The organism is Allobosea sp. 2KB_26, from assembly GCF_052115715.1.
Lineage (GTDB): Bacteria > Pseudomonadota > Alphaproteobacteria > Rhizobiales > Beijerinckiaceae > Allobosea.
In genome coordinates this window covers 986,109-1,008,489 of sequence record NZ_JBFRHE010000001.1, presented here as the reverse complement: position 1 = coordinate 1,008,489, position 22,381 = coordinate 986,109, and the positions used below count along the sequence as shown (strand labels likewise).

General features: G+C 65.3%; 23 protein-coding genes. 14 read left to right on the top strand and 9 right to left on the bottom strand.

Annotated features, from left to right (window positions below; genetic code table 11):
* The first annotated feature begins 23 nt into the window (after positions 1-23).
* The 3 genes from AB4099_RS04925 (at position 24) to AB4099_RS04915 (ending at position 3,291) form a co-directional block, all read left to right on the top strand.
* Positions 24-812, top strand: coding sequence for an ABC transporter ATP-binding protein (locus AB4099_RS04925; protein ID WP_441477669.1), 789 nt, complete (start codon positions 24-26; stop codon positions 810-812).
* A complete protein-coding gene (locus AB4099_RS04920) occupies positions 809-1,579 on the top strand; it encodes an ABC transporter permease (RefSeq protein ID WP_441477226.1) in 771 nt (256 codons plus the stop codon). Before AB4099_RS04925 ends, AB4099_RS04920 begins: the two co-directional genes overlap by 4 nt.
* Before the next feature lie 95 nt (positions 1,580-1,674).
* On the top strand, positions 1,675-3,291 hold the full coding sequence (locus AB4099_RS04915; protein ID WP_441477225.1) for an acyl-CoA synthetase: 1,617 nt from the start codon (positions 1,675-1,677) through the stop codon (positions 3,289-3,291).
* On the opposite strand, the gene AB4099_RS04910 is transcribed toward AB4099_RS04915, so the two are convergent.
* The 3 genes from AB4099_RS04910 to AB4099_RS04900 are packed head-to-tail and all read right to left on the bottom strand — an operon-like array spanning position 3,260 to position 6,895.
* A complete protein-coding gene (locus AB4099_RS04910; protein ID WP_441477224.1) occupies positions 3,260-4,384 on the bottom strand; it encodes a CobW family GTP-binding protein in 1,125 nt (374 codons plus the stop codon). The two genes, AB4099_RS04915 and AB4099_RS04910, sit on opposite strands and share 32 nt — an antisense overlap.
* On the bottom strand, positions 4,384-5,301 hold the full coding sequence (locus tag AB4099_RS04905) for a DMT family transporter (protein WP_441477223.1): 918 nt from the start codon (positions 5,299-5,301) through the stop codon (positions 4,384-4,386). The genes AB4099_RS04910 and AB4099_RS04905 overlap by 1 nt, the downstream gene beginning before the upstream one ends.
* 10 nt (positions 5,302-5,311) lie before the next feature.
* Positions 5,312-6,895 (bottom strand): D-alanyl-D-alanine carboxypeptidase family protein, encoded by a 1,584-nt coding sequence (locus AB4099_RS04900; protein WP_162768327.1) that lies wholly within the window; start codon positions 6,893-6,895, stop codon positions 5,312-5,314.
* A 187-nt stretch (positions 6,896-7,082) separates the two neighbouring features.
* On the opposite strand from AB4099_RS04900, the gene AB4099_RS04895 reads away from it, so the two are divergent.
* From AB4099_RS04895 to AB4099_RS04865, 7 genes are all read left to right on the top strand, one after another.
* Positions 7,083-7,985, top strand: a complete 903-nt coding sequence (locus AB4099_RS04895) for an EamA family transporter (protein ID WP_441477222.1) — start codon at positions 7,083-7,085, stop codon at positions 7,983-7,985.
* A gap of 261 nt (positions 7,986-8,246) precedes the next feature.
* Complete coding sequence (locus AB4099_RS04890) at positions 8,247-8,570, top strand: ArsR/SmtB family transcription factor (protein ID WP_113512955.1); 324 nt, start codon at positions 8,247-8,249, stop codon at positions 8,568-8,570.
* Entirely contained in the window at positions 8,567-8,977 is a 411-nt protein-coding gene (locus tag AB4099_RS04885; RefSeq protein ID WP_441477221.1) for an SRPBCC family protein, read from the top strand. The genes AB4099_RS04890 and AB4099_RS04885 overlap by 4 nt, the downstream gene beginning before the upstream one ends.
* Positions 8,978-9,025: 48 nt before the next feature.
* On the top strand, positions 9,026-9,256 hold the full coding sequence (locus AB4099_RS04880; RefSeq protein WP_069879263.1) for a hypothetical protein: 231 nt from the start codon (positions 9,026-9,028) through the stop codon (positions 9,254-9,256).
* Between the two features lie 5 nt (positions 9,257-9,261).
* Positions 9,262-9,777 carry a DUF1801 domain-containing protein gene (locus tag AB4099_RS04875; protein ID WP_441477220.1) on the top strand — a complete coding sequence of 172 codons (516 nt, stop codon included), beginning with the start codon at positions 9,262-9,264 and terminating at the stop codon, positions 9,775-9,777.
* Positions 9,778-10,050: 273 nt separating this feature from the next.
* Entirely contained in the window at positions 10,051-11,220 is a 1,170-nt protein-coding gene (locus tag AB4099_RS04870) for an acetyl-CoA acetyltransferase (protein ID WP_441477219.1), read from the top strand.
* Between the two features lie 9 nt (positions 11,221-11,229).
* Positions 11,230-12,426, top strand: coding sequence for an MFS transporter (locus AB4099_RS04865; protein WP_441477218.1), 1,197 nt, complete (start codon positions 11,230-11,232; stop codon positions 12,424-12,426).
* A gap of 5 nt (positions 12,427-12,431) precedes the next feature.
* Here the strand turns inward: AB4099_RS04865 and AB4099_RS04860 are convergent, their stop codons facing one another.
* Positions 12,432-12,704 (bottom strand): BolA family protein, encoded by a 273-nt coding sequence (locus AB4099_RS04860; RefSeq protein ID WP_069879266.1) that lies wholly within the window; start codon positions 12,702-12,704, stop codon positions 12,432-12,434.
* Positions 12,705-12,820: 116 nt separating this feature from the next.
* On the opposite strand from AB4099_RS04860, the gene AB4099_RS04855 reads away from it, so the two are divergent.
* Both AB4099_RS04855 and AB4099_RS04850 read left to right on the top strand, forming a co-directional pair.
* On the top strand, positions 12,821-14,458 hold the full coding sequence (locus AB4099_RS04855) for a M14 family metallopeptidase (RefSeq protein WP_441477217.1): 1,638 nt from the start codon (positions 12,821-12,823) through the stop codon (positions 14,456-14,458).
* Positions 14,459-14,634: 176 nt separating this feature from the next.
* Positions 14,635-15,255, top strand: coding sequence for a DnaJ domain-containing protein (locus tag AB4099_RS04850; protein WP_113512968.1), 621 nt, complete (start codon positions 14,635-14,637; stop codon positions 15,253-15,255).
* A 137-nt stretch (positions 15,256-15,392) separates the two neighbouring features.
* Here the strand turns inward: AB4099_RS04850 and AB4099_RS04845 are convergent, their stop codons facing one another.
* Together AB4099_RS04845 and AB4099_RS04840 are read right to left on the bottom strand one after the other, a co-directional pair.
* Positions 15,393-17,384, bottom strand: coding sequence for a methylmalonyl-CoA mutase family protein (locus AB4099_RS04845; RefSeq protein ID WP_113512970.1), 1,992 nt, complete (start codon positions 17,382-17,384; stop codon positions 15,393-15,395).
* 113 nt (positions 17,385-17,497) lie between these two features.
* Positions 17,498-18,022, bottom strand: a complete 525-nt coding sequence (locus AB4099_RS04840) for an Lrp/AsnC family transcriptional regulator (RefSeq protein WP_441477216.1) — start codon at positions 18,020-18,022, stop codon at positions 17,498-17,500.
* Positions 18,023-18,177: 155 nt separating this feature from the next.
* On the opposite strand from AB4099_RS04840, the gene AB4099_RS04835 reads away from it, so the two are divergent.
* Positions 18,178-19,419 carry an aminotransferase-like domain-containing protein gene (locus tag AB4099_RS04835; RefSeq protein ID WP_441477215.1) on the top strand — a complete coding sequence of 414 codons (1,242 nt, stop codon included), beginning with the start codon at positions 18,178-18,180 and terminating at the stop codon, positions 19,417-19,419.
* A gap of 124 nt (positions 19,420-19,543) precedes the next feature.
* Positions 19,544-20,257, top strand: coding sequence for an RraA family protein (locus AB4099_RS04830; RefSeq protein ID WP_441477214.1), 714 nt, complete (start codon positions 19,544-19,546; stop codon positions 20,255-20,257).
* 3 nt (positions 20,258-20,260) lie between these two features.
* On the opposite strand, the gene AB4099_RS04825 is transcribed toward AB4099_RS04830, so the two are convergent.
* The 3 genes from AB4099_RS04825 to AB4099_RS04815 all read right to left on the bottom strand — a co-directional run bounded on the left by AB4099_RS04825 (position 20,261) and on the right by AB4099_RS04815 (position 22,276).
* Entirely contained in the window at positions 20,261-20,488 is a 228-nt protein-coding gene (locus tag AB4099_RS04825) for a hypothetical protein (protein ID WP_441477213.1), read from the bottom strand.
* Positions 20,489-20,560: 72 nt separating this feature from the next.
* Positions 20,561-21,880 (bottom strand): MFS transporter, encoded by a 1,320-nt coding sequence (locus AB4099_RS04820; RefSeq protein ID WP_441477212.1) that lies wholly within the window; start codon positions 21,878-21,880, stop codon positions 20,561-20,563.
* Positions 21,881-21,925: 45 nt separating this feature from the next.
* Positions 21,926-22,276 carry a MarR family winged helix-turn-helix transcriptional regulator gene (locus AB4099_RS04815; protein WP_441477211.1) on the bottom strand — a complete coding sequence of 117 codons (351 nt, stop codon included), beginning with the start codon at positions 22,274-22,276 and terminating at the stop codon, positions 21,926-21,928.
* Positions 22,277-22,381 lie beyond the last annotated feature (105 nt).

The following is a 22,381-nucleotide window of genomic DNA, read 5'->3' as shown; positions in this document are numbered from 1 at the left end:
CGCTCGACCTCGCAGGCTCGCGCTTGAGCGCCTTCGTCGAACTCCACGAAGTCACCCATGTCTATGGCGGAGGCGAAAGCACTCCCGCCGTGGACGGTCTTTCGCTGAAGATCCGGGAGGGCGAGTTCGCGGCGATCGTCGGCCCCTCCGGCTGCGGCAAGTCCACTATGATGAAGCTCGCGACCGGCCTGCAGCGGCCACGGCGCGGCACGGTGATCGTCGCCGGGCAGGAGGTGACGCAGCCGATCAAGATCACTGGCATGGCCTTCCAGAATCCGGTGATGCTGCCTTGGCGCACGACATTGCGGAACCTGTTGCTGCCGCTGGAGATCGTCGAGCCGTATCGCTCACGCTTGCGCGCCAACAAGTCGGATTATGTCGCGCGGGCCGAGGCCCTGCTCACCAAGGTCGGACTCGAGGGCATGGGCCAGAAATTCCCCTGGCAGCTGTCCGGCGGCATGCAGCAGCGCGCCTCGCTCTGCCGTTCGCTGATCCATGAGCCGAAGCTCCTGATGCTGGACGAGCCCTTCGGGGCGCTCGATGCCTTCACGCGCGAGGAGCTCTGGTGCGTGATCCGTGATCTTCATGCCGAGCGTGGCATCACCGTGATCCTGGTGACGCATGATCTGCGCGAGGCCGTTTTCCTGGCCGACCGGGTGTTCTGCATGTCGGCGCGGCCGGGGCGGATCATCGCCGAGCGCGAGATCGACTTCCCGCGCCCGCGCGATCTCGACATCACTTATACGCCCGAATTCGCGTCGGTCGTGCATGAGCTGCGCGGCCATATCCGCACGGCGCGGGAGGCGGCATGAAGCGCTCGCTCTGGCTGAGGCTCGCGCCCTATCTGTTCACGCTCGGCTTCTTCGCGGTCTGGGAGATCGCCTGCCGCGCCTTTGCGATTTCCTCCTTCATCCTGCCGCCACCCTCCGCGATCTGGGCTGCGTTGGTGCAGTATCAGAAGCCGCTCTACACCAATGCCTTTCACACGCTCTGGATGACCACGGCCGGATTTGCGCTCTCGATCGTGTTCGGCCTGGCGCTCGGCCTCCTCGTCGGTTCGTCACGGCTGATCTATGCGGGCCTGAACCCGCTGCTCGTCGGCTTCAACTCGATCCCCAAAGTCGCGGTCGTGCCGATCCTGGTGATCTGGTTCGGTGTCGGCTGGCAGCCGCCGGTGCTGACCGCCTTCGTGATCTCGTTCTTTCCGATCGTGGTCAATGTCGCGACCGGCCTGGCCACGATCGAGCCCGAGACCGAGGATGTGCTGAAGGCGCTGGGCGCCAGCCGCTACGACATCATGACCAAGGTCGGGATTCCGCGCGCGCTGCCGTTTTTCTTCGGGGCCCTGAAGGTCTCGATCACACTCGCCTATGTCGGCTCGGTGATCGGCGAGCAGAACGCGTCCAATCTCGGCATCGGCAACCTGATCACGCGGGCCTCGGCGGATTTCAACGTGCCCCTGATCTTTGCGGCGCTGATCGTGCTTGCGGTCCTCGGCGTTCTGCTCGTCGCCATCGTCGACCTTGTCGAGAGTCGTATGACAGGCTGGGCCCGACGCTCGCAGATGGCGAATGGCTGAGCGGAGCGCAGAGCGGGCCTGACCTAGCGCCAAGGTGACAGCGCGGCGAGCGCTGCCTATCGTGCCGCGCCATCAACGCCGGACCTCCATCTTTCATGCTTCCCGATTTGCGCGATTACGGCCGCCTGCGCGAGACCTTCCAGTGGCGGATTCCCGAGCGCTACAACATTGCTGTCGATGTCTGCGATCGCTGGGCTGCACTGGAACCCGATCGCCCCGCCATTCTCGAGGTTTCCCCGGACTGGACGGTAACGCCGGTCAGTTTCGGCCGTCTGCGGGCGCAATCGAACCGACTGGCAACTGCGCTGTCGACGCGCGGCGTCGGCGTCGGAGATCGGGTCGCGATCCTGCTGCCGCAGGGAGAGGCCGTGCTCACCGCGCATCTCGCCGCCTATAAGTTGGGCGCCATCGCGGTGCCGCTGGCCGCGCTCTTCGGGGTCGATGCGCTGGCCTATCGCCTTCGCGATTCCGGCGCGAGCGCGCTCATCTCCAATGCTGCGGGCCTGATGAAGGTTCGGCAGATTGCCGAGCCGCTGCCCGATCTCGACCTGATGGTGTCCACGGATGGCGCCGGGGCGGGTGCTGAGGACTGGGGGCAGCTGCTGGCGGATGCGAGCGAGGATTTCTCAGTTGCGGACACCGGGCCCGACGATCCGGCCCTGATGATCTATACCTCCGGCACCACGGGCAACCCGAAGGGCGCGCTGCATGGCCACAGGGTCCTGCCGGGGCATCTGCCCGGTGTGCAGATGGTGCACGAGTTCCTGCCGATGCCCGGCGACCTCGCCTGGACGCCGGCCGACTGGGCCTGGGCCGGCGGTCTGCTCAATATGCTGCTGCCGGCGCTGCATTTCGGCGTTCCGGTCGTGGCGCGCGCCCATACCCGTTTCGACCCCGAAGACGCCTTTCGGCTGATGGCCGATCTCGGTATCCGCAATGCCTTCATCCCGCCGACGGCGCTCCGGATGCTGCGCAGCGTGGGCAAGCCGCGCGACCGCTTTGACCTGAAACTGCGCACAGTCGCGGCAGCCGGCGAAACGCTTGGAGCCGAGACGCTGAACTGGGGGCGCGAGGCGCTGGGGCTGACGATCAACGAGGCCTATGGCCAGACCGAGTGCAATCTCGTGCTGTCGTCCTGCGCGACGATCGGGGTCAGCCGGCCCGGCTTCATCGGCAAGCCGACGCCCGGCCATGAGGTCGCGATCATCCGGCCCGATGGCTCGGAATGCGCGCCGGACGAGGAAGGGCAGATTGCCATCCGCCGGCCGAACCCGGTGATGTTCCTCGGCTATTGGCGCCGACCGGAGGCGACGGTCGACAAATTTATCGGCGACTGGATGACCACCGGCGACCAGGCGGTGCGGGATGCCGATGGTTATGTCCACTTCGTCGGCCGCGACGACGATGTCATCACCTCATCGGGGTATCGGATCGGGCCGGGAGAGATCGAAGACTGCCTGCTGAAGCATCCCGCGGTTTCGCTGGCTGCGGTCGTCGGCAAGCCGGACGAGCTCCGGACAGAGATCGTCAAGGCCTTCGTCGTGCCGAATGCCGGCTTTGCGCCCTCGCAGGATCTGGCCGGTGAGCTTCAGCGCTTCGTGCGCGAGCGACTCTCGGCACATGAATATCCGCGCGAGATCGCCTTTCGCGAGGAATTGCCGCTGACGACGACAGGCAAGATCATCCGGCGGCTGTTGCGCGCGGAGGCGTGAGCGCCGCCGAAGCCTGACCAAGGAAGGCGGCCCAGAGGCGCTGCACCATCGCCTCGTCGAGGTCCTTGACGATGAGGACCAGGCGCGAGCGTTGGTCTGCATCAGGCCAGCTGTCGAGCAAGATCGGGGGATGCAGGATCTGCTGGACCGCATGGACCAGCAGCGGCCGGCCGGGGTGCTCGGCTATGGCGACGAGCCCTTTCAGCCGCAGGAGCTTCGCCCCATGGGTCGAACGCAACAAGGTCCAGAACAGCTCGAAGGTCGCCAGGTTGATCGGAGCATCGGCCGAGAGGGAGAAGGCGCGGATGCTCTCGTCATGCCTGTTCACATCATGATGATGATGGTCATGGGCGTGCCCATGGGCATGATGGTCGTGATGGTGATGGTTGCCAGACCCGGTCGCCAGAGCCTCGACGGCAAGCCAGTCCCGCAGAGCGTGCGGCCTGTCGGCAAGGTCGTAGAGGCCGGCGCTGATCAAGTCCGCAGCTGGAGCATCCGGCGCGAGTAGGCCAATCCCGGGATTGAGCGCCAGCAGTCGCCGTCGCAGCACCTCGACCGCCTGACTATCCGCGACCAGATCCGCCTTGGTCAGCACGATCCGGTCAGCTGCGACCACCTGCTTGCGTGCCTCCTCATGGGCGTCGAGCGTTGCCATGCCATTGACGGCATCGACCAGCGTGACGACACCGTCGAGCCTGAAGCGCATGGCGAGATAGGGGTGATTGATCAGCACGTTGAGGATCGGCGCCGGGTCGGCAAGGCCGGTGGTCTCGATCACGACGCGTTTGAACGGCGCGATGCGATGGTTGTCGCGGCGGCGCAAGAAGTCTTCCAGCGTGACGATGAGGTCATCGCGGATGGTGCAGCAGAGGCAGCCGGAGGCGAGTAGAACCATGTTCTCCTCGACACCCTCGATCAACAGATGGTCGAGTCCGATCTCGCCGAACTCGTTGACGATCACGAGGGTATCGGCAAACGCCGGGTCCTTGAGCAGCCGGTTGAGCAGGGTCGTCTTGCCGGCTCCAAGGAAACCGGTGAGCAAGGTCAGCGGGATCGGGATGGGTCTCTGGTCGCTACCGGTCATGTCGGGCATCATCGATCAAGGCTGAGGGCAGGCACGCGTCGCGCCCGATTTTGTTCCAATATTACATTAGCCAGGATCGCGACGACGACAAGGGCGCCGCCCGCATATTGCAGCGCGCCGACCCGCTCGCCGAGCATCACGGCGGCGATCCCGACGGCAAAGACCGGCTCGGCACAGAAGGTGAGCGCAGCGGGGCCTGGCGCGACACGGGCCAATGCCATCACCTGGAACAGGAAGCCGACGAGATAGCCGCCAATGGTGATGGCGACGGCCAACGGTGCCAAGGCCAGCGCGCTCGGAAGGGCAAAGCCGCCAACGAAAGCGAGAATGCCCGCTGTCACCGGCAGGATGAGCAGATGGGACCAGAACAGTTTTGGCGCGAGCGGCGTCGCGGCGCAGGCGGAGCCCGCGAAAAACTGTGCCGCGGCCGCGAGGCTGGCTGCGAGCGCGAGCGCAAGCCCGCGCGGATCGAGCCCATGCAGATCGGGGCCGACGACCATGCCGACACCGAGAAAGGCGGTCAGCGCCACCGCAAGTCGGTCGAGGCTGAAGCGCGCAGGCGTCAGCAGCGGCTCGGCCAGGACGATGATGACCGGGTAGGTGTAGAAAATGACGGCGGCGACGGTCACGGGCAGGAAGGCGACCGAGGACAGGTAAGCCGAGCCGACGAGAGCGCTGGTCAGGCCGAAGGCCAGCAGCGCCCGGTATTGGTCCCGCGGAACCCTGAAGTTCGCCCGCAGAAGCCAGGCGACTCCGGCCACCAGCGCGAGCATGATGAAAACCCGGTAGAAAACCAGCAGCGGCCCGCTCAGGCCGGCCTGGCCCGCGAGCTGGGCCGAGACGATGTTGCTGCCATAGGCGGCAGCCGAGGCAAACGCCAGGGCGATGCCGTGTCGACCGGCGGTGCGGGCGGTCTCGGCGCGCACCCTTCAGGACTCAGGCGTCGTCGTTCACCTTGGCCTTCGGCTTGACAGGGGGCTTCGCTGCGCCCGTGCGGGCCGGCTGAGCCTTGGGTTCGCTCTGGCCCGGCTTGGCCTTGGCCTTGGCCGCCGCTTCCGGTTTGGTCTTGGCTGCCGCGTCGGGCTTGGCTGGGGCCGGTCTTGCCGGCGGGCGGGCAGCCTGTTTGATGCCTGCGGCGGAGCTTGGGCGCAGGGTTGATGCCGCAGCCGCGCCAGGCCGGATCGCGCCCTGCAGCTTCATCGGGCCGCTCTGGAATTCATTCGATGAAGGCTGGACATCCTCGCTGCTCGGAGCGAAGGCCGTCGTCCCGCGCGGAATGGCGCCATTGCTCGAGGCCGTGCGTGTCGCGGGGCCGGACGCTACTCCAGCGGTAACAGGGGCTCCTGGCGTAATGACCGGCGCGCGATCGCGAGCGACCTGCGTGTCGGGCCGCGCCGTGACATTCGCGGCGATCGGGGCCGAAGCAGACCCCGGCGTGCGGCCGAAGGAGACCTGAACCGGTGTCATCGGCGCGCGCGGTCCGAGCGTAATCCGGCCGGAGGGCGTGCGCATCAGCAAGGCGCCTGTGGCGCGAGCCTGCGGCTGCGGTCCGCCGAAGCGCTCGCTCATGGCGTTGTCATTGCCGCTGCCGGATGCGGCATTGGCGGCGATGGGGCCGGACACGTCGGAATCGTCCGCCAACGCGACGCCGCCGCCTCTGCGGCGAACCTCGTCGCAGATATTGGAGGCGTGTCCACCATTGCCGGAGGGCAGGCTGGCGAGGGTATAGCCGGAGCCTCCCCATTTCGAGAAGCCGTCATCGAGCAGCTGCGCCGCCTTGACGGTGCGCTCGGAGGCGGACAGCGCACCCAGCACGACTGCGATGAGCGTACGGCCGCCGCGCGTGGCCGTCGCCACGACGTTGAAGCCCGAGGCGCAGACGAAACCGGTCTTCATGCCGGAGATGCCGGAATAGCGCCCGACGAGGCCGTTCGTGTTCTGCAGTACCTGCTTGCCGAGCTGAACCGAGCCGGTGTTCCAGTAATCGGAATAGTCCGGGAATTCACGCATGAGTGCCATGGCGAGAACCGCGAGGTCGCGGGCGCTGACCTGCTGGTTCGGATCATGCCAGCCATTCGGATTGGTGAAGACCGTGTCATTCATGCCGAGGCGCTGGGCTTCGGCATTCATCATCCCGACGAAGGTCTCGACATCGCCGCCGACGCCCTCGGCGATGACATAGGCGATGTCGTTGGCCGATTTCACCATCATGATGCGCAGGGCGTTGTCGAGCGTGATCTCCTGCCCGGCACGGATATAGACCTTGACGCGCGGCTGGCTCGCGGCCCGCTTCGAGGCGGGGATCGCCGTTTCAAGCCCGAGCTTGCCGGCCCGCACCGCCTTGAGCGCGAGATAGGCCGTCATCATCTTGGTGGTCGAGGCCGGGTGCCAGGCCTGGCTGGCATTCTCGCTGGAGAGAACAGCGCCGCTGGACGCGTCGACCACCAGACTCGTGCCGGCGAGGGCCGGAGCGCTGACGGACAGGGCAAGGGCGAGGACAGCGAGACGGGGAACGTTCATCGGGCGGGTCTTGAACCTGTCTGGACGAGGGTTGAAGGCGCAGGGTTCAACGCGACACGTGCGGCATTTTCGAGACGGCGCGACCGATCGGCCCGCCCATGGACGCATACCTACCCCCAGCGGAGCGATTTGCCTAGTCATGTCGGGCAGCCGTAAAGCCTTGGTCACATTTTCATGGGATGCCCGCGTGAGCTTTACCCTCTTCTGGATCCCGGCAACGATCGTCGCGTCGCTGCTGCAGACGGCGCGCAACCTCACCCAGCGCTCGCTGACGGACGTGATCGGCGTCGTCGGCGCGACGCAGGTGCGCTTCCTGTTCGGTCTGCCCTTCGCATTGCTGTTTTTGCTCCTCGTCTGCCTCGGCCTGGGGCGCCTGCCGCCGCAGATCAGCCTTGGGACACTGGGCATCACGGGCTGGGGCGCGCTGACCCAGATCGCGGCCACGGCCCTGATGCTGGCCGCGATGAGAGAGCGCTCCTTCGCGGTGACCACCGCCTATACCAAGACGGAGCCGGTCCAGGTGGCGATCTTCGGAGCGCTGTTGCTCGGTGATGCGCTGAGCCCGGCGAAATTCGCAGCGATCGTGATCGCAACGGCCGGAGTCGTGCTCGTTTCCTGGAAACCGGGCGAGAAGCTGAGCCGGGCGGGCCTGCGCCCGGCGCTGCTCGGCATCGGCTCAGGGGCCTGTTTCGCGCTGTCTGCCATCGGCTATCGTGGTGCGATCCAGTCGCTGCCCGATGGCGATTTCCTGATCCGGGCGACGACGACCCTGGCCCTGGGGTTGGGCCTGCAGACGCTGATCCTGACGCTCTACATGCTGGTCGCGAACCGCAAGGCTCTCGTCCTGAGCCTGAAGAACTGGCGCCGGTCGCTGACGGCAGGTTTCCTTGGCGCGGCCGCTTCGCAATTCTGGTTCATCGGCTTCTCGCTGACGACGGCGGCGAATGTCCGGACCCTGGCCCTGATCGAGGTGCCGCTTGCGCAGATCGCCTCGCGCAAGATGTTCTCGGAAGGTACGACGCGGCGTGAACTGCTGGGAATGGCAATGATCGTCTTTGGCGTCGGCCTGCTCCTGATGCTGGCGATCTAGCGGGTCGCCGTTGCGCCCGCGTCCTTGGGCGATCATGGTGCGGACACGGCCGATCTTGGGCGCCTGACGGGTTCGACCCAGCGCCGATATGTGCTGACTGATCGATGGCAGCCACTACGGTGGCGTAGCCGCTCCTCCGTGCGGCATGTCCAATGGTTCCTCTGACCGGGATCATCATGGCGCTGCGGCAGCAACATGCTTGACCTACACATATCCCAGCGGTTATGAGTTTGATCGATAGCCAACGAGTTATGGGTTCCGATGCTGAACACTCACGACGCGCTCTTCAGAACGCTCGCCGATCCGACGCGGCGGGGCATTTTCGAACGGCTGTGTCGCGAAGGAGAGCAGACGGTCGGGGCATTGACGGCTCAAGCCGGAATCTCGCAACCGGCCGTCTCAAAGCATCTCGGCATTCTGAAGCAGGCCGGGTTGGTGCGGGATCGCCACGAAGGTCGCCAGACGCATTATAGCGCGCAAATCGGCGCCCTCGGCCCGCTGATCGACTGGACGAACCAAATGGCCGGGTTCTGGCAAAGTAAATTCGATGACCTCGAAGACCTGCTGAAGAGGATGGACCAATGAACGAAACGTCGACCGAAACGCTCTCGGTCGTTGTCGAGCGGGAGATAGCCCATCCGCCGGAAAAGCTCTGGCGTGCTCTCACGCAACCACATCTCATCGAGGAGTGGCTGATGAAGAACAACTTCAAGCCCGATGTGGGCCACCGGTTCGATCTCAGCGCGGACTGGGGTGTCGTTCAGTGTCAAATACAGGCGATCGAGCCGAATAAAACGCTGACCTACACGTGGAATACCAAGGATCTCGAGAGCGTTGTCACCTGGACGCTCACCCCCACAAGCACTGGGACCTTCCTGCGGATGGAGCAGACGGGATTCAGGCCGGACCAGCAGCCCTATTACAGGGGAGCGCAGGCTGGCTGGCAGCGGTTCTTCGGAAACCTGGAAGAGGTCATGGCGCGGACGGTTTGACGTCTGCGTTGCCCGATCCGCTGCACCATGCCTTCAGAGGAGGTCCCAATGAACTGGAACGACTGGATTCGGCAGATCCACCGCTGGATGTCGATTATCTTTACGGTGGTCGTCATCGCGATCTTCATCGCTTTGGGCCTTGGGAAGCAGCCCGCCGAGTGGGTGTATTTCCTGCCGCTGTTCCCGCTCTTCGTGCTTCTACCGACCGGTCTCTACATGTTCGTGCTGCCCTATGTCGCCACATGGGGCGGCGGGCGACGCACCGCCAGACAGCGGTGAAAATGATGGCAGGGATGTCCAGGAAGCCGGAGCAGGTCACGGAGAACGAGGCCGCCGAGCCGATTGCCGAGAAGCGGGTCAAGCCGCGCAAATCGGCGCCGAAGGCGCAGCCGGGCGAGGTCGTCCTCCTCTCGGGTGGCAATCCCCAGATTGCCAAGGGTTATGGTGATGCCCCCGTGCAGGCCTATATCGCGGCCATGCCAGGCTGGAAGAGCGATGTCGGACGCCGCCTCGATGCCATCATCGAACGTACCGTTCCCGCCGTGCGCAAGGCGGTCAAATGGAATTCGCCCTTCTATGGAGTCGCAGACCAGGACCAAGGCTGGTTCCTCGGCTTTCATTGCATGACCAAATACGTGAAAGTGGCGTTCTTCCGCGGGGCATCGCTGAGGCCGGTTCCGCCTGGCGCATCAAAGCAGAAGGACGTGCGCTATCTCGATATCCATGAGGGCGAACTCGACGAGGCGCAGTTCGCCGCTTGGGTGATACAAGCCAGCCAGCTGCCCGGCGAGAAAATGTAGGCCGTCGGTTGGACGTGCCCGGCACAGGCGAACGCGGCGTCATCGACCAGACAAGCCTTGGCACGGCCCCCGGCTCCACGCAGAGGGCCGGTGCGTGCTGCCAAAGCAAGCCCGTCCTCTCCCCTCATGAGCAGCGACGCGCTATATCGCTACGAGCGGGCTTCGTGATCAGCCCCCCTTTCTGCGCACGGCCGGATTGCGCTGTCTCCGGCTTGAACGATACGGTGACCGGGCGCAGATAAGTGTAACTGCACATTACTCTGAGAGGTCGTCATGAGCGCTGCAATCGTCGGCTGGGCCCACACGCCATTCGGCAAGCAGGATGCCGAAACCATCGAGAGCCTGATCGTCCGCGTGGCGACGGACGCGCTGGTCGATGCGGGCATTACCGCCGAACAGGTCGATGAGATCGTTCTCGGCCACTACAATGCCGGCTTCTCCGCGCAGGATTTCACCGCCTCGCTCGTGCTGCAGGCGGACCCGGCGTTGCGCTTCAAGCCGACGACGCGGGTCGAGAATGCCTGCGCCACCGGCTCGGCTGCCGTGCACCAGGGCGTGCGCGCCATCAAGGCCGGCGATGCCAAGATCGTGCTTGTCGTCGGCGTCGAGCAGATGACCAAGACACCTTCGGCCGATATCGGCAAATTCCTGCTCAAGGCCTCCTATCTGCCGGAAGATGGTGAGACACCCGGTGGCTTCGCCGGCGTGTTCGGCAAGATTGCCGCCGCCTATTTCCAGCGCCATGGCGATCAGTCGGATGCGCTCGCCATGATCGCGGCCAAGAACCACAAGAATGGTGTCGCGAACCCCTATGCGCAGATGCGCAAGGATCTCGGCTTCGCCTTCTGCCGCGAGGAGAGCGAGAAGAACCCCTATGTCGCCGGGCCGCTGAAGCGTACCGATTGTTCGCTGGTCTCGGACGGCGCTGCCGCGCTCGTGCTGGCCGATCAGGCGACTGCGATGGAGATGCGCCGGGCCGTAGGCTTCCGCGGCATGGCCCATGTCCAGGACTTCCTGCCGATGTCGAAGCGCGACATCCTCAAGTTCGACGGCTGTGCCGAAGCCTGGAGGAAGGCGCTCGCCGTTGCCGGCGTGACGCTGGACGATCTCTCCTTCGTCGAGACGCATGACTGCTTCACCGTCGCCGAACTGATCGAATACGAGGCGATGGGCCTGACGAGGGAAGGTGAGGGCGCCCGCGCCATCAAGGAAGGCTGGACGCAGAAGGACGGCAAGCTGCCGGTCAATGTCTCCGGCGGCCTGAAGGCCAAGGGCCACCCGATCGGTGCGACCGGCGTCTCGATGCATGTGCTCAGCGCCATGCAGCTCACCGGCGAGGCGCCCGAAGGCATGCAGGTCCAGGACGCGCGCCTGGGCGGTATCTTCAACATGGGTGGGGCTGCAGTCGCCAACTATGTCTCGGTGCTCGAGCGGATCAAGTGACCGTCTGACGTGACGATCTTTCTGGCGCTGCTGCCGGCCTATATCCTCTCGATCTTCTACCGTTCCTTCCTCAGTGTCATCGCCAACCCGGTGATGACGGATCTGGGGATCGGGCCACGCGAGCTGGGATTTCTGGGTGCGGCCTGGTTCATAACCTTCGCCCTGGCGCAGTTCCCGGTCGGCTGGGCGCTCGACCGGCTGGGACCGCGCCGGACCGTGGCCGTGACGATGGCAATCGGCTCGGCCGGCGCCTTTCTCTTCGCGACAGCGACGCACGCCGTTACCGGCACGCTCGGCATGGCGATGATCGGGCTCGGCTGTTCCCCGATCTTCATGTCGGCGCTGTTCCTGTTCGCATGGACGCAAGATCCCAAGCGCTTCGGTTTCCTGACCTCGGTCTTTATCGGCCTCGGCTCGATCGGCAATCTCGTCGGCGCCGGGCCACTGGCAGTCGCGGCCGCCCGCTTCGGCTGGCGCCCGTCGATGCTGGTCGTGGCCGGCTGCTTCCTGGCCGCGACCGTGGTCGCCGCCGCGCTGGTTCGTGATCCGCCCAGGGCCAAGGCGGCTTCAGGCGGTCACGAAGGCCTGCTCAAAGGGCTGCAGAGCATTCTCGCGCTCCGTCCGCTCTGGCTGCTCGCGCCGATCACCTTGACCGGTTACGCGATCATCGCGACGGCCCGCGGTCTCTGGATTGCGCCCTTTATGAGCGGCGTGCACGGTTTCGATGCGATCGCCGGCGGCCATGTCGCAACGTCGATGGCGCTGACGATGATCGCGGGCGCCTTCCTCTATGGCGGCCTAGAACAGCGGCTCGGCCGCGGCAAGCCGCTGGTCCTGTGGGGGACGGTGCTGACTGCGCTCTGCTTCATCGCCCTGGCGCTCTGGGGGGATGCGCATTCGGCGCTGGCCATCGGCCTGTTCGCGCTCATCGGCGCGACGGGGTTCACCTATGCGGTGCTGATGGCGCATGCGCGGCTGTTCTTTCCCGAGCACCTGATCGGGCGTGGCATGACCTTCGTCAATTTCCTGTTCATTGCGGGCGCGGCGGCGATCCAGTCGGGCTCGGGCTGGTTCATTGCCGAGCAGCGTCAGGCCGGGCTCGACGCCGCGACCACCTTTGCCCATCTCCATTGGGGCTTTGCCGCGCTGCTTCTCGTCCCGAGCGCGATCTACGCCTTCATGCCGGAGCGGCCGGTCAAGAGCTGATCGGCTCAGGCCTCGCCCGGCGCCTTGGCGACAATCGCCAGCGCATGCACCCGGTCGGCCAGTTCCTGGGCCAAAGCCGCGTTGACCAGACGATGACGCTCCAGTCGGCTCTTGCCGGCAAAGGCGGAGGAGACGAGCTCGACGCGAAAATGCGTCTCGCCGCCCTCGCGCCAGCCACCATGGCCCTGGTGCTGATGCGATTCATCGATGACACGCAGATGTTCTGGCGCCAGTGCCGACTCGAGCTTGCTGGTGATGCGTTCCGCCATGCTGGTCATCAGTCGCCTCGTTCCGCTGTGCCGTCAGCAATCGCGGATTGCTTGTCCGGTCTCCGTCGCCGTTTCATAGTCGCCGCCTGGTGTCAGGTGAATGCGGCATTTCGCTGGAGGTTGGGATGAAGACGAGAACGGCGTTCGCGCTTGGGCTGCTGGCGCTGCTCGGAACCGCTCCCGCTCTGGCGCAGGAGGAAGGCAAGGTCGCCGACTACAGGCAGAGCGAGGCCGTGCTTGCCCGCTACAAATCCGTGCCGATCCCGCTGGCGACGCCGTCGCTGACACGCAGCACGCCCGGGCTGACCACGCAGGCCGAGCTCGACGCCTTCGTTGCTGATCTCGCCGCCAAGGCGCCGGCCCAGGTCGTGCTCGGTTCGCTTGGCACGTCGCAGCAGGGGCGTGATCTGCCCTATCTGATCTTCTCCAAGGAAGGCGCCAGGGATCCGGCGGCGCTCAGGGCGCTGGGGCGGCCGATCGTCTGGTTCGTCGGCCAGCAGCACGGCAACGAGCCGGCCGGTGGTGAAGCGATGCTCGCACTCGCCAATGATCTGGCCACGACCGACCTCAAGGCCGTGCTCGACAAGCTGGTGGTGGTGATCGTGCCGCGCACCAACCCTGACGGGGCGGCGGCAGACAAGCGCACTGGTGCCAACGGCTTCGATCTCAACCGCGATCATCTGCTGCTGACCTTGCCGGAGACGAAGGCGCTGCATGCCAAGCTCGCCGAGCTGCCGCCCGACGTCATCGTCGACGTGCATGAGTTCTCAGTCGCCAATCGCTGGCTCGAGAAGTTCGGCGGGCTCAATGCCGCCGATGCGATGATCCTGTACGCGACCAATCCGGCCGTGCCACAGCAGACGACGAAGCTCGCGTCCGAGCTGGTCAAGCCTGCGATGGACAAGGCGATGGCCGAGAAAGGGCTCTCCTCCTTCTGGTATTTCACGACGGGCTACAACAAGGACGACAAGGTCGTCTCGATGGGCGGCAATGCGCCCGGCATCGCGCGCAACCTGTTTGGACTTTCGGGCGCGGTCTCCTTCCTGATCGAGACGCGCGGCGTCGGCCTCAAACTCGAGAATCTGGAGCGGCGCATCGCGACGCATTACGTCATTTCCCGGTCGGTTCTCGATACGGTCGCCGCCAATGACAAGGCCGTGCTGCAGGCGGTCGCGGCTGCGCGCGGCGAACTGGCGAAGAACGAAGGTGAACTGGTCGTCGGCCACCGCATCGCCACCGTCAAGATGGCGATCCCGCTGGTCAATCCCGACACGGCCGCCGACATGCCGACGGAAGTCGATTTCCGCGACTCGCGCCAGGTCACGGTCACCGGGCGCCGGGTGCGGCCCGATGGCTATATCGTGCTGGCCTCGGGCCAGCCTGCGGTTGAAGCCCTGAAGCTGAAGGGCATCGCCGTTTGCGCCTTGGGCGGGCCGGTTTCGCTCGATGTCGAGGCCTTCGTCGTCGAGCAGAAGGGGACGGTGAAGAAGGCCGACCGCGAGAACATCAATCCGGACCAGGCGGTGAAGGTCGAGCTCAGGTCGCGCCGGCTGGACGTTCCGGCGACCGCTGTCTTCGTGCCGATGACGCAATCGGGAGCGAATGTCATCGCCGCCTCATTCGAGCCGGATTCTCCGGGCTCTCATGTCGGCGTCGGCCTGGTCGAGGTCGCGGCGGATTCGGGCGAGGCTCCGATCTACCGCGTGCCGCGCGGGGCCAGGCCGATATTGGCTTCGGGCGGTGATCCCGCATGCAGCCGTTGAGACTGGCGCAGCGCGTCATTATCTAGGACGCATTGACGGCCACCCGGATTGCTGGGATTCTGACGCGATCGGGGCCGATCTCTGCAGCGTTTCGAATGCATCCGCCGCAGGCGCCTGGCAGCGCCTGTCGTGCAGAGCTTGTCCGTTTGGCTTTCCGCCCGCATAACCGAGAGACCATGAATTTCAATTCTCGCCTTTTCGACCGGATCAGGATCGGCCCTTCCGAGGCGGAAGAAGTGGTCGAGACTGTGGCTGTGCGCTGCGACCATTCCGGTTGCCAGCGCGCTGGTGAATTCCGCGCGCCGAAGGGCAGGGGGCGGGAAGGCCAGTTCTTCCAGTTCTGCCTCGAACATGTGAAGGCCTATAACGCGACCTATAACTACTTCTCCGGCATGAATGACGAGGCGCTCGCCGCCTATCAGAAGCAGGAAGAGATCGGCCACCGGCCAACCTGGAAACTCGGCGTCAATTCCAAGGCGGCACGCATGTCGCAGCGCGGACGCGCGGCGGCTGCCGGCGATGCGGGGCCCGAGGTGCAGGACGGTTTCAACATCTTTGGCACGCGCAGGGAGCAGCAGGCGGCAAAGCCGGAGCCCCGCGTCGGCGCCGTGGCGCGCAAGGCACTGGATGCGCTTGGGTTGGACGACACGGCCGATTCCGTCGCGATCAAGGCGCGCTACAAGGAACTGGTGAAGCGCTTCCATCCCGACGCCAATGGTGGCGACCGCTCGCGCGAAGGCACGCTGCAAGAAATCCTCAAGGCGTACCAGCAGTTGAAGACCACGGGTCTGGTCTGAGACCACTTATCGGGCCCTCCGGGATGGCTGTGTGACGCAACCTGCTGCGCCGCCGGTGCGCCAGCTCGCTCCGGCTCGCCCCAGCTGAACCCCGGCGCGTTTGCCCATGACGCGCCTGATTCTCTATTCTTGCGCTTTCATTTCTGCGTTTTCGCCGCAAGCCCGGCGACATCCGCGATGATACCGTCCAAAGCGAAATCCTTCGGCGTATAGACCGCCGCCACGCCCATGTTGCGCAGCGCATTCTCGTCATCGGGCGGGATGATGCCGCCGACCACGACCGGGATCGTCATGCCGGCGACGCGCAGCCGGGCCGTGACATCGCGCACCAATGGCAGATGCGAACCGGAGAGGATCGAGAGGCCGATGATGTCGGCCTTGGTCTCCTGCGCCTGCGTGACGATCTCCTCCGGGGTCTGGCGAATGCCGCCATAGTTCACCGCCATGCCGGCATCGCGGGCGCGGACCGCGATCTGCTCGGCGCCGTTGGAATGACCGTCGAGGCCGGGCTTGCCGACGAGGAAGCGCGGCGGGCGGCCGAGTTTCTCGGTTGCACGCGCGACCGCGGCCTTGACGGTCGCAAGACCGGGATCGTCGCCGCGCTTGCCGGTGTCGACGCCGGTCGGGGCGCGATACTCGCCAAAAATCTCTCGCAGGGCCTGGGCCCATTCGCCAGTGGTGACGCCGGCCTTGGCGCAGGCGATCGAAGCCGGCATGACGTTTCGGACTTCCCTGGCGGCTGCCGAGAGCTCAGCGAGCGCAGCCTGGGCTGCCTTGGCGTCGCGGGCCGAACGCCAGGCCTTGAGCCGGCCGATCGCTTCCATCTCGACGGAATCCGGCACGGTGACGACATTGCCCTCTCCGGCCGAGAGCGGTGAGGGCTCGCTGGTGGTGAATTTATTGACACCGACGACGATCTGCTCGCCCCGCTCGATCGCTTCGATGCGACGTGCACCATTCTCGACCAGGGCCTGTTTCATGTAGCCGGACTCGACTGCGGCCAGCGCGCCACCCATGGCATCGATCTTCGCAAGTTCGTCGAGAGCAGCGGCCTTCAATTCCTCGACCTTGGCGTCGATCGCAGCCGAGCCGTCAAAGATGTCACCGAATTCGAGCAGGTCGGTCTCGTAGGCCAGGACCTGTTGCATGCGCAGGGACCATTGCTGGTCGAAGGGGCGGGGCAGTCCAAGGGCCTCGTTCCAGGCCGGAAGCTGGACGGCCCGCGCGCGTGCCTTCTTCGAGAGCGTCACCGCCAGCATCTCGATCAGGATACGGTAGACATTGTTCTCGGCCTGCGGCTCGGTCAGGCCGAGAGAATTGACCTGCACGCCGTAGCGGAAGCGGCGCATCGCCTCCTCCTGCACGCCATAGCGCTTCAGCGTGATCTCGTCCCAGAGATCGACGAAAGCCCGCATCTTGCAGAGCTCGGTGATGAAACGCATGCCGGCATTGACGAAGAACGAAATGCGCCCGACGATTCCCGGAAATTCCGCCTCGCTGACCTCCGGCTGGGCCCGAATCGAGTCGAGCAGCGCGATCGCGGTCGCCAGCGCATAGGAGAGTTCCTGCACCGGCGAGGCGCCCGCTTCCTGCAAATGATAGGAGCAAACGTTCGTCGGGTTCCATTTCGGCAGCTCGCGTGCCGTGAACACGACGATGTCGGTGGTCAGCTGCATCGAAGGGCGCGGGGGGAACACATAGGTGCCGCGCGACAGGTATTCCTTGACGAGATCGTTCTGGGTCGTGCCTTGCAGCGTCGCGCGCGGCGCGCCCTGCTCATCGGCGACGGCGACGTAAAGCGAGAGCAGCCAGGCTGCGGTCGCGTTGATCGTCATCGAGGTGTTCATCTGCGCCAGCGGGATCTGGTCGAACAGTGCCCGCATGTCGCCGAGATGGCTGATCGGCACGCCAACCTTGCCGACCTCGCCCCGTGACAGCACATGGTCGGGATCGTAGCCGGTCTGGGTCGGCAGATCGAAGGCGACGGACAGGCCGGTCTGCCCCTTGGCGAGGTTGGTGCGATAGAGCTTGTTCGACTCGGCCGCGTCCGAATGGCCCGCATAGGTGCGGAAAATCCAGGGCTTCTCACGCTGCGCCGGCTTGTCGCCGATTGGGCCGATCGCGTTCATCGCCGCTCCCTTGCCGTTCCACCCTGGACCCAATGCAATCTCAATGTTGCACTGCGGCGAAGATAACGCCAGAGGGCCGCGCAAGTCGTCTCCGACCTTCGGATGAGCCTCTACTATGCGATAACGGTCTGATGCCTGGGCTGGTTGAACCGTGGTTTCCTGCCTGGTGCAGGGCCAGCGATCTCGAGGAGCTGGTTGGATTTCTGCGTGTCGAGGATCACCATGGTCGAGGTCTCCGCGACACAGGGAATCGCCTGCAATGCAGCGCTGATGAAGGTGCGGAGCGCTTCGATATCCCTGACCCAGACGCGCAAGAGATAGTCGACATTGCCGGTGACCAGCAGGCATTCCGTGATCTCGGGCTGGCCCTGGATCGCCGTCATGAACTGACTTGCCGCATCCGGGCTCTGTTTGGCCAGTTTTACGCTCACCATCACGCAGATGCCGAAGCCGAGCGCCGTCGGACTGATCTGCGCCGCGTAGCCCTCGATGACGCCGGCATCTTCGAGCCGCTTGATGCGGCGGCTGCACGGCGTCGGCGACAGGCCGACTCTTTCGGCGAGTTCGAGAGTGGAAATGCGCCCGTTATCCTGAAGTGCGGCCAGGATCCGGCGGTCGATCCGGTCCAATTCGATCATGAGTGATTCTCACTTCAGAATGACGAAAGAATGGTGATTAATCGCAAGGCTTATCCAATAGCTCGGAACATTGCACGGATTCCCTCGCCTCGCGACTGCTATAATCGCTCAAAGGGCCTTGGCTGCCCGGCCAACGAGAAGGTGGTTCAAGCGTCATGGCGATATCGAAAGCCCAGCTGCCGGCTGCGCGTCCGGCGCTCTCGCAGTGGTTCAAATCGGGCAACAGCATCACCCAGCAGTTCATGGCCATCGGCGGGCGGGCGGATATCATCAGCCTTGCCGGCGGACTGCCGGCGGCCGAGCTCTACCCGGTGGATGCGATCGCTGCCGCAAGCGACCGGGCACTGAAGCGCTGGGGCGCCGTCGCGCTCGAATACGGCTCGGTCGAGGGGCTGCCGGCGCTGCGCCAAGCCATCGCCGAGCGCGTCACGGCCAGCACGGGAAGGCGGTTCGGACCGGAGAACGTGCTGCTGACGACAGGAGCGATGCAGGGGCTCGACCTGATCGGCAAGGCGCTGATCGATCCGGGCGACCTGATCGTCAATCAGTTCCCGACCTATCTCGGCGCGCTCGATGCCTGGCGACCGCGCCACCCGCGCTATGAGCGGCTGGACTGGAGTCTGCAGCGGCCCGGCTTCGATGCGGCGCTGCGCCAGGCCAAGTTCGTCTATACCGTGCCGAACTATTCCAATCCGACCGGCGTACTCGTCAGCCAGGCCGAGCGTGCGGCCTTGCTCGACAAGGTTCTCGAGGCCGGCACCTGGCTGGTCGAGGACGATCCCTATCTGCCGCTGCAGCTTGATGGCGAGGCCGGGCCCAGCATTCTCGCCGCCCATGCCGCGCGCTATCCGGATGGAGCCTATGATGGCCCGGTGATCTATCTGGGAACGCTGTCCAAGAGCCTCGTGCCTGGCCTACGCGTCGGCTGGATCGTGGCCGAAGCCGGGATGATCGCGACATTGGCGCTCGCCAAGCAGTCGACCGATATCAGCAGCAGCATGTTCACCCAGGCGGTTGCGCTCGAACTGCTCGAAAGCGGCTTTGAGGTCGAGCATATTCCGCGCATCGTCGCGGCCTATCGCGAGCGGCGCGACGCGCTGTGTGCCGCGGCTTCCCACCATCTCGGCGAATGGTTCGAGTGGGATATCCCGCCCGGCGGCATGTTCGTCTGGATGCGGGCGAAGTCCAGCGAGATCGACACCAACGAACTCTATAGCTGCGCGCTCGAGGACAAGGTTGCCTTCGTGCCGAGCAGCGTGTTCGATCCCGTTGGGGCGCTCAACAGCGCGATGCGGATCAACTTCACGCGCTCCTCGCCAGAGGTTCTTGGCGAGGGCGTGCGCCGGCTCGAGCGGGCTGTTCAGCGCTATCTTGCCAGGCGCTCCCGGGCAGCCTGAGTTTGCGTCTTCTCATCGTCAGCCCTGACGGAGTGCAGCGACGAACCGGGAACCATCCTGAGCCTCTTCCTACCATGTTCCGGAATGGCTTCCAGGTCTTCCTCTGGCCGCCGGGATGACGGACATGGATCGTGTTTCTGAACCGCTGCCAGAAAAGGCCATCGCCATGCCGACCCGCCTCGACAACCCACGCTATTCGCGCCTTCCCGATGGCCTGATCGACGCCTGGCGCGCTGTCCCGAGCTCGGTCATTGCCGACCAGCTCGGCGGTGTCGGCCATGCCGATCCGCGCATCCGGCCGATCCGGCCCTTCGCGCCCGGCACGCGGCTGACCGGCTCGGCCGTGACGGCCTGGTGCGAGCCCGCCGATTACGGGCCGGTGCATCATGCAATCGCGATCGCCGGCCCCGGCGATGTGGTGGTGGTCGCGGCAGGCGGACGGCGTGATGCGGCGATGATCGGTGATCTGCTCGGCGGTGCCGCGCGCCTCAAGGGCATTGCCGGGGTCGTCGTCGACGGGGCGGTACGGGATGTCGGGCCGGTCTCGCAATGGCCGGACTTCATCATGTTCTCGCGCTGGGTGATGCCACGCGGCCCCTCCTCGATGGAACGGGGCATCGTCAACGGCCCGATCGTGTTCGGCGGTGTGGCGGTACAACCGAACGATCTCGTCATCGGCGATGATGACGGGCTGGTTTTTGTGCCACATGCGCTGGCCGAGGCGAAACTGGAGCCCTGCCTCGCACGCGTTCGCGCCGAAGGGGAGTGGGAGAAGGTCCTGGCGAGCGGCAAGTCGACGGTCGAGGTCTTCAAGGTTCCTGCCATCGAGCCGCTCTGAGAGTTACGGAGCGGCGCCGGTGGGGCCGCGCAGGCCTGCGGAGCGCCGCTCGTGTCCAGGTCGCGCCGGCCTGCTGGCCGGTGACGATGATGAACCGAAATTGCGGTCCGAGGCACCATTGGCTTGCGCGTCGCGGTCGATGACCTTCCACCCGCGCCGGGGCGAGGCCAGCGCGTGAGCGAGGCCGACAATGCCGGCCGCGACGATTGCGAGATCGGCATCTGCGGCCATCGCCCCGTCTTCTTGCCGGCTTTTCCCTGTCGGCAATCATGAAGGCCAGATAGCAGTCCTGGCGACAACGCCTCAGGCCGCTGCCGTCGCACTCGCCTGCGGGGGCTCGCTCCTGCGCAGCGTGATGGCAAAGGCGGCGGCAAATAGGCACAAGGCCCCGGCAATGAAGAAAGCCGGGAGATAGCTCTCATAGACCGTCCGGCTGAAGCCGGCGCCATAGGCGGCAAAGGCTGCACCGAGCTGGTGCCCGGCAAAGATCCAGCCGAAGACCAGATTGGTCTTGTCGCCGAAGCGGTCCGCCGCGATCTTCACGGTCGGTGGCACGGTCGCGACCCAATCCAGGCCGTAGAAGATAGCAAACAGGGACAGGCCGTAGAACGAGAAATCGGTGAAAGGCAGGTAGAGCAGCGAGAGGCCGCGCAGTCCGTAATACCAGAACAGCAGCCGGCGGCTGTCATAGCGATCGGAGAGCCAGCCCGAGCCGACGGTTCCGGCGAAATCGAAGATGCCGATCACGGCGAGCACGCCGGCCGCCGCCACCGCAGCCATGCCGTAATCGCCGCAGAGCGCGATGAAATGTGTTTGCACCAGGCCGTTGGTGCTCGCGCCGCAGATGAAGAAGGTGCCGAACAGCACCCAGAAAGTCTGGGTGCGTACCGCTTCGCGCAGCGCGACGAGCGGAGAGGCCAGCATGGTCAGCAGGCTGGTCGGTTCTGCCGGGGCGGGCACGATCCTGCTCTCGCCATAGGGAGCGAGCCCGACATCGGACGGCCGGTCGCGCATCAAGAGGAGCACGGCCAGGGCTGCGACCACGATCATGGCCAGTACGAAAACCATGGCGAAGCGCCAGCCGACGCGCTCGGTCAGCTCCGCCAGCAAGGGCAGGAAGACGAGTTGCCCCGTGGCAGTGCTGGCCGTCAGTAGCCCGACCACCAGGCCACGCCGCTGCGAGAACCAGCGCGTCGCCACGGTGGCGCCGAGCACCATCGCGGTCATGCCGGTGCCGAGGCCGAGGACGATGCCCCAGAGCAGCATCAGGTGCCAGAGCTGGGTCATCACGAAGGAGCCGAGCACGCTGGCGGCGATGAAAGTCAGGGCGACTCCGACGACGGGCCGCAGGCCGAAGCGGTTCATGAAGGCGGCAGCGAAGGGCCCCATCAGGCCGAACAAGGCAAGCCGGATCGCCAGAGCGGAGGAAATCTCTGAGGTCGCCCAGCCGAACTCCTTTTGCAGGGGGCCGATCAGCACGCCTGGTGCACCTACCGCTCCGGCGGTGACCAGCATGGTGAGGAAGGTCACGGCGGCAACGACCCAGCCGTAATGCACGCCGCGCCGGGCGAAGAGGGCCGCAACCCCGGTCGGGGCCGGCGGAGCGAGAGCGTCAGTGAGCATGCCAGTCTCCTATTTACGGGTATATGCCCGCATTTGAGCGAGATATCAAAGCGAATCGAGTGCCGTGCGCAGGTTCTGCATGGCCTCCGCCCCGAGGCGGTCATCCAGCGCCTTCTGCGCTGCGTCCCACAGTGGAGCGCCGTCTTCAAGGACCTTGCGGCCCGCATCGGAGAGCGAGACCGTGGCCTCGCGCTGGTCTTTGCCGCGGCCGAGCACGACGAGCTTCATCTTCTCGAGCACACGGACATTGCGGCCGATCGTCGAGCGGTCGAGCTCGGTCAACCGGCCGAGTTCGGTCAAGGTGACAGGGGCGGAGCGTGCGATTGTTCGCATCAGGCTGAACTGCGCAATATTGACCCCGACCGGCGCAATGGCCTCGTCGTAGAAGGCAGCCATGCGGCGAGAGGCCGAACGCAGGGTCGTGCAGATGCAGGGGCTGAGCATATGTGCGGGTATATGCCCGCAATCGTGAATTTGCAAGGGGTGCTGGAATGGGCACGC

Coding starts and splice junctions, on each gene's coding strand:
- AB4099_RS04900 (WP_162768327.1), bottom strand. CDS start 6,895: ATGAACGTTCCCCGTCTCGCTGTCCTCGCCCTTGCCCTGTCCGTCAGC.
- AB4099_RS04870 (WP_441477219.1), top strand. CDS start 10,051: ATGAGCGCTGCAATCGTCGGCTGGGCCCACACGCCATTCGGCAAGCAG.
- AB4099_RS04920 (WP_441477226.1), top strand. CDS start 809: ATGAAGCGCTCGCTCTGGCTGAGGCTCGCGCCCTATCTGTTCACGCTC.
- AB4099_RS04910 (WP_441477224.1), bottom strand. CDS start 4,384: ATGCCCGACATGACCGGTAGCGACCAGAGACCCATCCCGATCCCGCTG.
- AB4099_RS04835 (WP_441477215.1), top strand. CDS start 18,178: ATGGCGATATCGAAAGCCCAGCTGCCGGCTGCGCGTCCGGCGCTCTCG.
- AB4099_RS04815 (WP_441477211.1), bottom strand. CDS start 22,276: ATGGCTGCCTTCTACGACGAGGCCATTGCGCCGGTCGGGGTCAATATT.
- AB4099_RS04840 (WP_441477216.1), bottom strand. CDS start 18,022: ATGATCGAATTGGACCGGATCGACCGCCGGATCCTGGCCGCACTTCAG.
- AB4099_RS04860 (WP_069879266.1), bottom strand. CDS start 12,704: ATGACCAGCATGGCGGAACGCATCACCAGCAAGCTCGAGTCGGCACTG.
- AB4099_RS04850 (WP_113512968.1), top strand. CDS start 14,635: ATGAATTTCAATTCTCGCCTTTTCGACCGGATCAGGATCGGCCCTTCC.
- AB4099_RS04915 (WP_441477225.1), top strand. CDS start 1,675: ATGCTTCCCGATTTGCGCGATTACGGCCGCCTGCGCGAGACCTTCCAG.
- AB4099_RS04820 (WP_441477212.1), bottom strand. CDS start 21,880: ATGCTCACTGACGCTCTCGCTCCGCCGGCCCCGACCGGGGTTGCGGCC.
- AB4099_RS04890 (WP_113512955.1), top strand. CDS start 8,247: ATGCTGAACACTCACGACGCGCTCTTCAGAACGCTCGCCGATCCGACG.
- AB4099_RS04880 (WP_069879263.1), top strand. CDS start 9,026: ATGAACTGGAACGACTGGATTCGGCAGATCCACCGCTGGATGTCGATT.
- AB4099_RS04830 (WP_441477214.1), top strand. CDS start 19,544: ATGGATCGTGTTTCTGAACCGCTGCCAGAAAAGGCCATCGCCATGCCG.
- AB4099_RS04845 (WP_113512970.1), bottom strand. CDS start 17,384: ATGAACGCGATCGGCCCAATCGGCGACAAGCCGGCGCAGCGTGAGAAG.
- AB4099_RS04855 (WP_441477217.1), top strand. CDS start 12,821: ATGAAGACGAGAACGGCGTTCGCGCTTGGGCTGCTGGCGCTGCTCGGA.
- AB4099_RS04875 (WP_441477220.1), top strand. CDS start 9,262: ATGGCAGGGATGTCCAGGAAGCCGGAGCAGGTCACGGAGAACGAGGCC.
- AB4099_RS04885 (WP_441477221.1), top strand. CDS start 8,567: ATGAACGAAACGTCGACCGAAACGCTCTCGGTCGTTGTCGAGCGGGAG.
- AB4099_RS04825 (WP_441477213.1), bottom strand. CDS start 20,488: ATGGCCGCAGATGCCGATCTCGCAATCGTCGCGGCCGGCATTGTCGGC.